The 11,944-nt window shown below is 68.5% G+C and carries 8 protein-coding genes and 1 tRNA gene; 6 read left to right on the forward strand and 3 right to left on the reverse strand.

All coding sequences use genetic code 11. The features are described 5' to 3' along the window. A complete protein-coding gene (locus tag DMH03_RS04110; RefSeq protein WP_125790643.1) occupies window positions 1–1,041 on the reverse strand; it encodes a PLP-dependent aspartate aminotransferase family protein in 1,041 nt (346 codons plus the stop codon). A gap of 517 nt (window positions 1,042–1,558) precedes the next feature. Continuing rightward, window positions 1,559–4,795 (reverse strand): penicillin acylase family protein, encoded by a 3,237-nt coding sequence (locus tag DMH03_RS04115; protein ID WP_233611270.1) that lies wholly within the window; start codon window positions 4,793–4,795, stop codon window positions 1,559–1,561. A 141-nt stretch (window positions 4,796–4,936) separates the two neighbouring features. Here DMH03_RS04115 and DMH03_RS04120 point away from each other — a divergent pair, with 141 nt between their 5' ends. Further along, window positions 4,937–5,311 (forward strand): FKBP-type peptidyl-prolyl cis-trans isomerase, encoded by a 375-nt coding sequence (locus DMH03_RS04120; RefSeq protein WP_125790644.1) that lies wholly within the window; start codon window positions 4,937–4,939, stop codon window positions 5,309–5,311. Window positions 5,312–5,510: 199 nt separating this feature from the next. Here the strand turns inward: DMH03_RS04120 and DMH03_RS04125 are convergent. Further along, window positions 5,511–5,593: transfer RNA gene (locus DMH03_RS04125), tRNA-Leu, on the reverse strand. A 129-nt stretch (window positions 5,594–5,722) separates the two neighbouring features. On the opposite strand from DMH03_RS04125, the gene DMH03_RS04130 reads away from it, so the two are divergent. The 5 genes from DMH03_RS04130 (at window position 5,723) to DMH03_RS04150 (ending at window position 11,943) form a co-directional block, all read left to right on the forward strand. Further along, entirely contained in the window at window positions 5,723–6,985 is a 1,263-nt protein-coding gene (locus DMH03_RS04130; protein ID WP_125790645.1) for a DUF3662 and FHA domain-containing protein, read from the forward strand. Between the two features lie 161 nt (window positions 6,986–7,146). Next, on the forward strand, window positions 7,147–7,614 hold the full coding sequence (locus tag DMH03_RS04135; RefSeq protein ID WP_007030429.1) for an FHA domain-containing protein: 468 nt from the start codon (window positions 7,147–7,149) through the stop codon (window positions 7,612–7,614). Further along, window positions 7,611–9,005: a PP2C family serine/threonine-protein phosphatase gene (locus DMH03_RS04140; protein WP_125790646.1), complete on the forward strand. Its 1,395-nt coding sequence runs from the start codon at window positions 7,611–7,613 to the stop codon at window positions 9,003–9,005. Before DMH03_RS04135 ends, DMH03_RS04140 begins: the two co-directional genes overlap by 4 nt. After that, window positions 9,005–10,483 (forward strand): FtsW/RodA/SpoVE family cell cycle protein, encoded by a 1,479-nt coding sequence (locus DMH03_RS04145; RefSeq protein WP_125790647.1) that lies wholly within the window; start codon window positions 9,005–9,007, stop codon window positions 10,481–10,483. The genes DMH03_RS04140 and DMH03_RS04145 overlap by 1 nt, the downstream gene beginning before the upstream one ends. Next, on the forward strand, window positions 10,480–11,943 hold the full coding sequence (locus DMH03_RS04150; RefSeq protein ID WP_125790648.1) for a penicillin-binding protein 2: 1,464 nt from the start codon (window positions 10,480–10,482) through the stop codon (window positions 11,941–11,943). The genes DMH03_RS04145 and DMH03_RS04150 overlap by 4 nt, the downstream gene beginning before the upstream one ends. The last annotated feature ends 1 nt before the right edge of the window (window position 11,944 follow it).

Consider the following 11,944-nt stretch of genomic DNA (forward strand, 5'->3'; position numbering starts at 1 on the left):
CTAACCCAGTGCCGAGGCCAGATCCCTCCAGAGATCTTCCGGATCTTCGAGCCCGACGCTGAACCGGACGAGCCCGGCGGGCACGTGGGCGTCGCCAGCCAGCCAAGCCCGGCGCTCGACCAGGCTCTCCACCCCGCCGAGGCTGGTGGCCGCGCGGATCAGCCGCAGCGACCCGATGACCTTGTCCGCGGTCTCCGCGTCGGGGAGTTCGAACGCGATCATCGTGCCGGTGCCGGGATAACGCACCCGGGTGATCGCGGGGTGGTCGACCAGCCGCGCCGCGAGGAGCGCGGCCGTGCGGGTCTGCTCCGCCAGGCGGACCGGCAGGGTCCGCAGCCCGCGCAGGGCCAGCCACGCTTCGAGCGCGCCCGGCGTCGCGCCCAACCTGGTGCGCGCGTCGCGCAAGTCCTTCGCGACGCCTTCGTCGGCCGCGACGGTCAGGCCGAGCAGCAGGTCGCTGTGGCCGCCGATGAGTTTCGTCGCGCTGTGCACGACGATGTCGGCGCCGAGGTCCAGCGGCCGCTGCCCGAGCGGCGTGGCGAACGTGTTGTCCACGGCGACCAGGCCGTTCGCGGCGGCGGCGATCGTCTCGATGTCGATGACGTCGAGCGTCGGGTTGGTCGGCGATTCGAGCCAGAGCAGGTCGGCGTCCGCGGCCGCGACCCAGGCGGCCGTGTCGTCCGGCGCGATCTCGGTCACCACCAGGCGGCCGGTCCGCTGCGCGTGGGCGAGCAGGCCACGCGATCCCGCGTAGGAGAACGTCGGGACGCAGACCTTCGCGCCGACCGGCAGGGTGTCGACGACGGCGCTGAGCGTCGCGATCCCCGAGGCGAACGCGGTGGCGTGCCCGCCTTCGAGCGCGCCGATCGCGGCTTCGAGGGCTTCCCAGGTCGGGGTGCCGTCCTCCCGCGAATACGCGCGGTCGGCGCCGGCGTCGAAGGTGCTCGCCGCGACGATCGGCACGTTCAGCGGTTCGCCGGGACCCTCCGGTCGTCCGGCGGCGACGGCGAGGGTGCGGGGTGACCAGTCGTTCGTGTCCACCCCGCCACCGTAAACCGTCCGGCGAGCGGGTCGTGAGTGGCGATTCGTGTTCTTGAGGGGTAAGGCAAAACGTGTCGTGTCTCGGGCGAGACGGCAGGCTGGGTGACGCGACACCGCACTCGCGTGCGCAGACCCGGATCTCGCGTGTTTACAGGCGTAACTCGCGTGTTCAGAGACGGAACTCGCGAGTGCGGCATCCAGACACGCGAGTCACGTCCCCAAGCACGCGAGTCACGCCTTGCCGAAGTACATGAAGGCCCCCTTCCTTGCGCTAGGCGCAAGGAAGGGGCCCTTCATGTACTTCCCGACCAGCCGCCGACGTCACAACCGTCCCACTATCACCAGGGACCACATCCGAAAGTAGCGAAAGCCTCCTTCACTACCGTCAGGGTAGGCAAAGAGGCCCTCACTACCAGGAGAACGCCTACGCAGCAGCGACACCGGCCCCACGCCACGACACGTTTGACCTTCTTCTCAATAACCCGAATCGCCACTCACGACCAGCTGGACCGACGATCTAGTGGGCGTACACCTCGAACTCGTACAGGGAGTAGCCGTACTTCGTGCCGCGCTGGACACCGGCCATCCGGACATGCCGGGCGTCCACGGCTTCGAAGGCGACGTTGTCCTGCCCGCCGTTTCCGTCCACTGTGGAAGCCACGTCGCGCCAGTTCGTCCCGTCGGCCGAGACCTGCACCTTGTACGCCTTGCCGTACGCGGATTCCCAGTGCAGAACGACCCGGGAGACGCGCTGCACCGAACCGAGGTCGACGGTGATCGACTGGTTGTCGCTCCAGTCGCTCGCCCAGCGCGTCGAGGGGTTGACGTCGATGGCGTTGGACGGCGGCGAGTTGTACCAGCCCGTTTCGTGGCTGGTCGCGCTCACCGAGCGGCCGGTGGCGAGGTTGGCGATGTTGTCGCCGCGTTTCGCCGGGAACTCCACGACCTGCTGGAACGTCGGCCGGTTCTGGGTGCTCATCTTGTCCTGCGTGATGCCGCCGAGCGCGCGGTGGATGATCGTGTCGGCGCACCACTGGTCGCCCGCGGCGCAGTCGCCGTCGCCGGGATAGACGGTGTTGGCGGGCTGCGCGGCCGCCTGCGTCAGCGAGTCGAGCAGCACCTGACGGCAGGTGTTGACGTCGCCGCCACCGCAGTACTTGACGGCGAGCGGACCGGCCACGTTCTGCCCGAGGACCGAACGGATGTCCTTGTGCACATAGCCCCACCAGCCCGCCTGGTACGACGAACCCGCGTGTCCCTGGCCGACGTGCTTGCCGGGGACCTCGTTCTGCCAACCGGAAGGCGACTCGTTGATCTTCAGCACACCGACCATCGCGGCGTAGGCGGCGTCACCCATCCCGGGTTTGAACTGGGCGTTGACCAGCAGCGGCCACCAGGCGTCCATGATGCGGATCGCGTCGGCGTTCGCGTACGCCTTGCTGCCGGGCGCGGTCTCCGAACGCAGGCCGCCCGCCGCGAGCCAGGTCTTCAGCTTCGCCACCGCGTCCGCGGCCGGACCGGTCACCGGCGCCTTGTCGATCACCTTGAACAGTTCCGGCAGCACCTTCTCCGCGCGGAGGTCGGCCAGCGCCGCCTCCTCCATGGCCTGCGTGAGGTTCACGCGCGTCACCCTGGTGCCGTTGGAGATCATCTTCTTGACGCGCGCGTCGATCAGGTCGCCGCGGTGCACGGAACTCTTGTCCGCGCCGCTGGCCGCGTAACCGTTGGTCTGCGCGTTGTTCCAGCTGATGTAGTAGTCCTGGTTGATCGACTGCGGATGCTGCGACGACGGCGTGTAGTTCGCGAGGTTTCCGTCGGGATTCCAGCCCTGCCAGTCGAATCCGGCGTCGCCCTGCACCGGCATCGCCGGGTCGACGTTCGGATTGCGGACCGGGTTCGAGCCGGAGTTGAAGTACGCGACGTCGCGTGAGTCGGCGTAGAACCAGTTGTAGGTCTGGTTGACGTCGGCCGCCGCGGCCTGGAAGTCCTGCGCGGACTTGATCGCGTCCGGGTCGTTGAACTTCTGGAAGCCGATGATCGTGTCGATCTCGTGCTGGAAGGTCGACCGCAGGGACGCGTACGCGACCGGTTTGCCGCCGACCAGCGCCCGGCTCGTCACCGGCCCGTACTTGGTGCGGAAGCTGCGCAGCGTGTACGAACCTGCCGCCGTCCCGTCGGCGACGGTGGGTTTCCAGGCGTTCTTGCGTTCGACGATCTCGAACGGCAGGCACTGGCCGCGGAACCGGTAGAAGTTGGAGTTCTTCGTCGGCGCGGAACCGTTCTGCTCGCACAGTTCGACGGCGTAGGTGTCGGTGATGTCCTGCGACGCCGAGGTCGCGCTCCACGAGTAGTCCTTGCCGCGGCCGAGCAGCACGTACATGCTGATGCCCGCGAACGAGGCACCGCGGGCGCTGATGCCAGGGCCCTGGAGTTCTTGCAGCATCAGCAATTGCGGCGCGAAGTAGCCGGCCTGCGGGCCGAAGACCGCGACCGGGTGACCGCTCGCGGTCTTGGCACCGGAGACGACCAGCGCGTTGGACATGCCGTGCTTCTCCGACAGCAGGTTGCCGGGCAGGACGCCGTCGTCGAAGATGCCGCGGACGGCCTTCTGGTCCTCGGGCGCGGGAACGTCCACCTTGGCGGGCGTCGCCGTCCCTGCGGACCCGGTCGGGTCGAAGACCAGCTGCTGCCCGGTGACCGAACCCTTGTCCGGCATCGCGGCGCCCTGCGGGTTCGACGGCGCCTTGCCGTAGTCGAAAGTCTGTCCATTGTGGAGGGTCTTCACGGTCTCGGGGTCGTCCTCGGACCGGAGGCTCTTCCAGACCTTGTCACCCTGCTCGAGACCGTACTTCTCCTGCATCGCCATCTTCGCGATGGCGTTCTGCACCTCGCCGCCACCGCCCGCGCCGAACTGCGCCCCGACGACGGCGGCCAGGACGACGAGGTCGGTCAGCTTGAACGGCTCGATGGTCCCGGCGTTCGTGATCGCGTCGACGTGCCCGGTGAGCACGTACTCGCCGGGGAAGTAGCGGCCGCCGTGCGCGTCGGCGATGTACTTGTTGACGCCCTGGACGTAGGCCTCGGCGTCGGCCTTGCCCTGCGCGCCACGCGGGCCACTGGCCGCGGCGTTGTCGATCTGCTTCTGCAGTTCCTGTTCGGTGTACGGCGCCGACGAGAAGAAGCTCTGCTCGAGTTCGCGGTTGCCCTGGGCGCCACCGGCGAACGAGGTCAGCTGGCCGCGGCCGACGCGGCGCATGATGTCCATCAGCCACAGCCGGTCCTGCGCGGCGGCGTACCCGGCGCCGTACATCGTGCCCGGCCGCGTGGTGCCGACGACGCGCGGAACGCCGGTCGCCTTGTCGCGGGTGATCGTCACGTCCGAACGCGGTTTGATCGTGCTCTCGACCTGACCGGACTGGACGCCGAAGGAGGCGTCGTTGAAGAACTGGTTGATCTTGTCCGTGGTCAGCGTCTTGTAGCCGTCGGCGAGCGAGGCGTATTTGCCGAGCTGATCGGCCGAATGCGCGGGGCGGGTGCCGAGCGCCTTGTGCGCCAGGATCTCCGCGAGCGTCGCGTTCCCCTTGGTGCCGGGCGGCAGGATGTCGGCACACTGGCCGCCGCAATAGTCGTCGAGCGCCGCCGCGACCACGGAGTTCTGTGGTGCCTCCGCCGCGCTCGCCTGCAGTGCCGGAACGGTGCCCGCCACCAGCGTCAGCCCCGCCAGCGTCGTCAAGACCCGTATGCCTCGTCGCATGAAAGACCTCCGTCGTCGGAGAGTGACGAGGCGCACACTACCCACGGGTATCCGAATTTGTGAAGAGTTTTCGCGTTCTTGCCACCGTTCGGCGGAACACTCGACCTGCGGACCCCGGACCAGCGGATGTAGCTTGTGGGCATGCCTTTGGAGAAGCCCCAGATCGACCGCCCGGAGGGCCCCGCGCCGTCCGACCTGGAGAAGTCCGACATCACCGTCGGCGAGGGCCAGGAGGCGAAGGCCGGCGACACCGTTTCGGTGCACTACGTCGGTGTCTCGCACTCGACCGGCGACCAGTTCGACGCCTCGTGGGATCGCGGCGAGCCGCTCCGTTTCGGCCTCGGCGCCGGTCAGGTCATCCCCGGCTGGGACCAGGGTGTCGCCGGCATGAAGGTGGGCGGCCGTCGCAAGCTGACCATCCCGCCGCACCTCGCCTACGGTGAACGCGGCGCCGGCGGCGTCATCAAGCCGAACGAGACCCTGATCTTCGTCGTCGACCTAATCGGCGTGAACTGACCCACACCCCCGCCCCACCAAGACCCGGCCCCGCCGGGTCTTTTTCTTTCTTCTTTATCTTCTTCTCCTGAAGAAGCGAAGACCGACCGCACGTCACGCACCGTGGGGGGTCCGGGGGGCTCGGCCCCCCGGGAGCTGACGAGCGACGACCGCACGAAAGAGGCCCCCGTCGCGGAGCAAAGGGGGCCTCGAACAAGAGTGGGCGAGGAGGGAGTTGAACCCTCACGTCCTTTCGGACACACGGACCTGAACCGTGCGCGTCTGCCATTCCGCCACTCGCCCGAGTGCTTCGTTCTCTGACAGCTCGCAAAGCGTAGCAGGCTGATTTCACGGGTTTCACCGGGGGCCGTGTCCGACTGGCCGTACCCGGATAGGATCGACGGGGAAGCACACGTGTGAGGAGGTTGCCCGGTGGGCCGCGTTGAGCGCTTTGATAGGCGGCTCGAGAACCTCGTGGGCAATACCTTCGCGCGCATGTTCGGTGGCAATGTCGTCACGCAGGAAGTGGCGGTGGCGCTTGAGCGCGAGAGCGAGGAGAACGTTCGTGAGCTGGCCGGTGGTCGACAGCTCGCCCCCAATCACTACATCGTGTCGTTGGGGCAGGCTGATCACGAGCGTATGGCCGGAGACGAGCGTCGGGTCACTTCGGTGTTGGCGGAGGCGGTCAAGGAACACCTCGCCGAGCACGGTTGGGACACCTATGGTGACGTCGTAGTTTCGCTCGAGCGCAACGAGGCGCTGCATACTGGACAGTTCAAGACCCGTTCGTCCGTCGATCCCGACGTCAGGCCCCACGGCGCCGAAGGTTCGTCACGGTCGGCACGACCCAGCAACGCAGGAGACCCAGCAATGAGCCAGCCCCCCGGCTACGGCCAATACGACCAGGGTGACCCGTACGGCCAGCAGGGCCAGTACGGCTACGGACAGCAGGCTGGCCAGCAGCAGCCCGGGTACGACCAGGGTTATGGCGGCCAACAGCAGGGCGGCTACGACCAGGGCTACGGCGGTGGTGCCGCGCAGCAGCCGGGTTACGACCAATACGCCGGCCAGCAGCAGCCCGGCTACGACCAGGGCTATGGCGGCGCTCAGCAGCCTGGCTACGACCAGTACGGCGGCCAGCAGCAGCCGGGTTACGACCAGGGCTATGGCGGCGGTGCCGCGCAGCAGCCGGGTTACGACCAGTACGGCGGCCAGCCGCAGCAGCCCGGTTACGACCAGGGCGGCTACGGCGGCGGTGCCGCGCAGCCCGGGTACGACCAGTACGGCGGCCAGCAGCAGCCCGGCTACGACCAGTACGGCGGTGCCCAGCAGCAGTACGGCCAGCCCGCGGCGGATCCGTACGCGCAGGGTGGCGGCTACGGTGGCCAGCCCGCGGCGGGCCGTCAGCTCGCGGCGAGCCTCCAGCTGGACGACGGATCGAACCGCTCGTACTCGCTGAAGCAGGGCGGGAACGTCGTGGGCCGTGGACAGGACGCCGACTTCCGGCTCCCGGACACCGGTGTCTCGCGTCGTCATCTGGAGATCACCTGGGACGGCCAGAGCGCGACGCTCGCGGACATCGGTTCGACCAACGGCACGACCGTCAACGGCACCCCGGTGCAGACCTGGCAGCTGGCCGACGGCGACGTGATCCGCGTGGGCCACTCGTCTCTCGTGTTCCGTACGCAGGGCTGACCGGCGGCGTCCGGAGGGGGTATCGCAGAATTGCGGCGGGCGGACCTGTGGTGGATCGGCACCTCGGGTCGTACGCGGAGAGCAGCGCTGTCCGGAGCCGACCATCCCGGACGGCACGGGCTCTCCGCGGCGTACAGGAGAAACGGGAGCGGACACAACAAGTGCCAGAGCTGGTCGTTCAACTCACCAGGGTGGGCTTTCTCGTGCTGCTCTGGCTCTTCGTGTTCGCCGCGTTGCGTGTCGTCCGTTCGGATCTGTACGCGGCATCGGGGCTGCGAGTCGCCGTCCCGACGTTCGGTCGCAAGAAGAAGGAAAACAAGAAGCCGCGCGGCGGGAAGTCGCCGCAGCAGCTGCTCGTGACCCATGGTGCGCTGGCAGGTACCAGGATCGCCTTGGACGGCAGGCCGATCCTGATCGGCCGTGCCGACGACTCGACCCTGGTGCTGGACGACGACTACGCGTCGACCCGGCACGCCCGGATCGCACTGCGCGGGGAGGATTGGTACGTGGAAGATCTGGGCTCGACGAACGGGACGTACCTCGACCGGGCTAAGGTCACGGCACCCCTCCGGGTCCCGCTCGGAGTCCCCATCCGGATCGGCAAAACGGTGATCGAGCTTCGCCCATGACTCTCGTCCTCCGCTACGCGGCTCGCAGCGACCGGGGCCTGGTGCGTTCCAGCAACCAGGACTCCGTGTACGCCGGTCCCCGCCTGCTCGCCCTCGCCGACGGCATGGGCGGTCACGCCGCGGGTGAGGTGGCCAGCAAGGTCGTCATCGCCTCCCTCGCCCCCCTCGACGACGACGACCCCAGCGACGACCTTCTCGCTCAGCTGCGTGAGGCCGTCCAGAACGGCAACGCCGCCATCGCCGAACTCGTCCAGCAGGACCCGGACCTCGACGGGATGGGCACCACCCTGACCGCCGTGCTGTTCGCCGGTTCGCGGATGGGTGTCGTGCATGTCGGCGACTCGCGGGCGTATCTGATGCGCGGCGGGCAGTTCTCGCAGATCACGCGGGACGACAGCTTCGTCAACGAACTTCTCGAACAGGGCCGGATCACGCCGGAAGAGGCTGCGGTGCACCCGCAGCGGTCGCTGCTGCTGAAGGCGCTCACCGGCCATGAGGTCGAGCCGAGCCTGACCGTGCGCGAAGCCCGCGCCGGTGACCGTTACCTGATCTGTTCGGACGGTCTGTCCGGCATGGTCAGCGACGAGACGCTGTCCGAGGCGATCCAGATCCCGGATCCGCAGGCCTGCGCGGACCGGATGATCGAGCTGGCGCTCAAGGGCGGCGGCACGGACAACGTCACGGTGATCATCGCCGACGTCGTCGACGTCGACTTCGGTGAGGACGCGCCCATCGTGGGCGGCGCCGCCGGTGACGGCAGTGACGAATTCCATCAGGGCGACTCCCCCGCCGCCCGTGCCCGCGCGCTGACCCAGCCCGCGCCGCAGCCGCGGCCGGAGGTCCAGCCCCAGCAGGAGGACCCGAAGGTCAAGCGCCGGAGGCGATTTCGCTGGCTGGCGGGAGCAGTGGTCGTCCTGATCGTGCTGGCCGCGGCGGCGATCGCCACGCGGTACTTCGTGCTGAGCCAGTACTACGTCGGCGAGGGTGCGGGCGAGGAGGTCGTGATCTACCGCGGCGTCCCCGGCAGCATCCTGGGCATCGACCTGCACGCCTACGAGCAGGGTTCGTGCCCGCCGGGCGGGCTGTGCACCGACAAGCTGCTGGTGCCAGCACTGCAGGAGGACGCGCGGATCGCGGTGAAGAACGGCGTCAAGAAGGACAATCTCGACGACGCCCGCAAGTACATCGACGATTTCCTGCGTCCGCACAAGCAGCTGGCCGACTGCAAGCAGGCCACCAGCTCGACTTCCACGCCGCCCACCGCGTCGTCGCCTCCGGTGTCGTCGTCGGCGGCAGCCCCTTCTACCCCCGCCTCGCCGAGTTCGGCGAACCAGCCAGCGGGGAGGGACTGCTCGACGCCGACCACGGCAGCACCAGGGGGCGGTAACTGATGAGCACGCCGCTCGCCGATCCGGCTTCGGCCCAGTTCGCCACGAACCCTCCGCGCGAGCTGCCCAAGCGGCGCGGGACCGAACTCGTCCTCCTGGCGTTCGCGACGTTCATCGTCACCGTCGCGCTCGTGCTGGTGGAGGCGAACCAGGAGCAGGAGCTCACCAGCTCGATCATCTGGCTGGGCCTGTCGTACCTCGGAGTGCTGACGGCGGCGCACTTGGCGGTCCGCCGCTGGGCGCCGTACGCGGATCCGGTGATCCTGCCGTGTGTCGCGCTGCTGAACGGGCTCGGCCTGGTGATGATCCACCGGATCGACCTGGCGCTCGCGGAACGCGCGATCCAGCAGGGCAAGGAGTACACGCCGGACGTCACCAAGCAGGTGCTGTTCACGGCGATCTCGCTGGTGCTGTTCGTGGTGGTGCTGGTCGTGATCAGCGATCACCGCACGCTGACCCGCTACGGCTACACCTGCGGCCTGGTCGGCATCGTGGCGCCCGTGCTGCCCGCGGTGCTGCCGTCGAGCCTGTCCGAGGTCAACGGCGCGAAGGTCTGGATCAAGCTGCCGTTCTTCTCGATCCAGCCCGGCGAGTTCGCGAAGATCCTGCTGATGATCTTCTTCGCCTCGTTCCTGGTGACGAAACGCGACCTGTTCATGGTCGCGGGCAAGCGGATCGTCGGTGTCGAGCTGCCGCGTGCCCGTGACCTCGGCCCGATCCTCATCGCGGCCGCCGCCTGCCTCGGCGTGCTGGTGTTCGAGAAGGACCTCGGCACGTCGCTGCTGTTCTTCGGCGTCACGCTGGTGATGCTGTACGTCGCCACCGAACGGGTCATCTGGGTCGTGCTGGGGGTCGGTTTCTTCGCCGCCGGCGCGATCATCGCCTACAACCTGTTCACGCACGTCCAGCAGCGCGTCCGGAACTGGATCGACCCGCTGGCCACCTACGACGACCCCGGCGGCGGCTACCAGGTCGCGCAGGGGCTGTTCGGGCTCGGCACCGGCGGCGTCGGCGGAACCGGCCTCGGCGCCGGACGGCCGGACATGGTCCCCGAGGCCAAGACGGACTTCATCACCACCGCGATCGGCGAGGAACTCGGCCTGATCGGGCTCACGGCGATGCTGATGCTGTACCTGATCCTGGCGATGCGCGGGATGCGCAGCGCACTCGCCGTGCGCGACACCTTCGGCAAACTCCTCGGCGGCGGTCTGTCGTTCGCACTGGTCATGCAGATCTTCGTCGTCGTCGGCGGCGTCACGAACCTGATCCCGAACACCGGCATCACCGCCCCGTTCCTCTCCCGCGGTGGTTCTTCACTGCTCGCGAACTACATCCTGGTGGCCCTCCTGCTCCGAATCTCCGACGCCGCCCGCAAACCCGCCGTGCGGCCGAAGCCGCAGCAGCCGCAAGCGCCGCTCGCCGAAGCGCACACGGTGATGGTCCAGCGGCCGCCCGCGACCGGTGAGGGGAGCCCCGCGTGAACACCCCGCTCCGCAAGGTGGGTGTCGCCATGCTCGTCATGGTGGTGCTCCTGATGGCCAACGCCACCTACATCCAGGTGGTCAAGGCCGACGACTACCGCACCGACTCGCGCAACGTGCGTGTGCTCTACGACGAGTACTCCCGCCAGCGAGGGCTGATCGTGACGCCCGACGGCGCCGCGCTCGCGAAGGTCGACCCGTCGAACGACAAGTACAAGTTCATCCGGACCTACGCCGACGGTCCGATGTACGCGCCGGTCACCGGCTACTACTCGATCAACTACGGCGCCGGTGGCCTGGAGCGGTCCGAGGACGACGTCCTCAACGGTTCCGACCCGCGGCTGTTCGTGCGGCGCCTTTCGGACATGGTCACCGGCCGCGACCCGCGCGGCGGGAACGTGCGGCTGACGATCAACCCGGCCGTGCAGAAGGCCGCGTACGACCTGATGACGCAGAAGGGCTACACCGGCGCGGTGGTCGCGTTGGAGCCCAAGACCGGGCGCATCCTCGCCATGGTGTCGACGCCGTCGTTCGACCCGAACAAACTGGCCTCGCACACCACCAAGGAACAGGTCGCGGCCTGGTCGCAGTGGCGCGACGACCCGAAGAAGCCGATGCTGAACCGCGCGATCTCGGAGACGTACCCGCCGGGTTCGACGGCCAAGCTGCTGGTGACCGCGGCCGCGCTCGAAGACGGCAAGACCGCGGACATGCCGGTCAGCACCGCGCCCAACGTGAAGCTCCCCGGCACGCAGACCACGCTGGAGAACTACGGCGGCGCGGCCTGCAAGGGCAGCACGCTGAAGGAAGCGCTGCGGTACTCCTGCAACGTTCCCTTCGCCGAAATCGCGGGCGAACTCGGCAAGGACAAGCTGAACGCGATGGCGAAGAACTTCGGTGTCGGCGAGGACCTGGCCGTGCCGATGCGGGTCGCCGGCTCGTCCCTCGGCCCGCTCGAATCGAAGGCGGCCCTGTTCCAGAGCGCCATCGGCCAGCGCGACGTGCGGCTGACGCCCCTGCAGGACGCCCTGCTCTCGGCGACCATCGCGAACAACGGGATGGCGATGAAGCCGCAGCTGGTGCAGTCGCTGCTGGCGCCGAACCTGTCGACCATCGAGGACTACACCCCGGCCGAACTGACCGGTGACGCCGCGATGTCCAGCGCGAACGCCGCGATCCTGCGCGACATGATGCTGGCGTCGGAAGAGAACACGAAGGGCGCCGGCAAACGCGGCGACATCCAGATCGCCTCCAAGACCGGCACCGCCGAGCACGGCAACGACCCGAAGGCCACCCCGCCGCACGCCTGGTACACCGGGTTCGCGCCGGCGATGGACCCGAAGATCGCCGTTTCGGTGATCGTCGAGTCCGGGGGTAACCGAGGGCTCGAAGCGACCGGTGGCACCGTGGCCGCGGAGATCGGCCGCGCCGCCGTCAACGCCATGCTCGGGGGTGGATAGC

Origin of the sequence: Amycolatopsis sp. WAC 01376, assembly GCF_003947415.1 — a bacterium.
Taxonomy (GTDB): domain Bacteria; phylum Actinomycetota; class Actinomycetes; order Mycobacteriales; family Pseudonocardiaceae; genus Amycolatopsis.

What these genes read in the sequence shown, in the direction of transcription:
- DMH03_RS04115 (WP_233611270.1), bottom strand. Translation starts at nt 4,795, where the DNA reads ATGCGACGAGGCATACGGGTCTTGACGACGCTGGCGGGGCTGACGCTG.
- DMH03_RS04120 (WP_125790644.1), top strand. Translation starts at nt 4,937, where the DNA reads ATGCCTTTGGAGAAGCCCCAGATCGACCGCCCGGAGGGCCCCGCGCCG.
- DMH03_RS04140 (WP_125790646.1), top strand. Translation starts at nt 7,611, where the DNA reads ATGACTCTCGTCCTCCGCTACGCGGCTCGCAGCGACCGGGGCCTGGTG.
- DMH03_RS04145 (WP_125790647.1), top strand. Translation starts at nt 9,005, where the DNA reads ATGAGCACGCCGCTCGCCGATCCGGCTTCGGCCCAGTTCGCCACGAAC.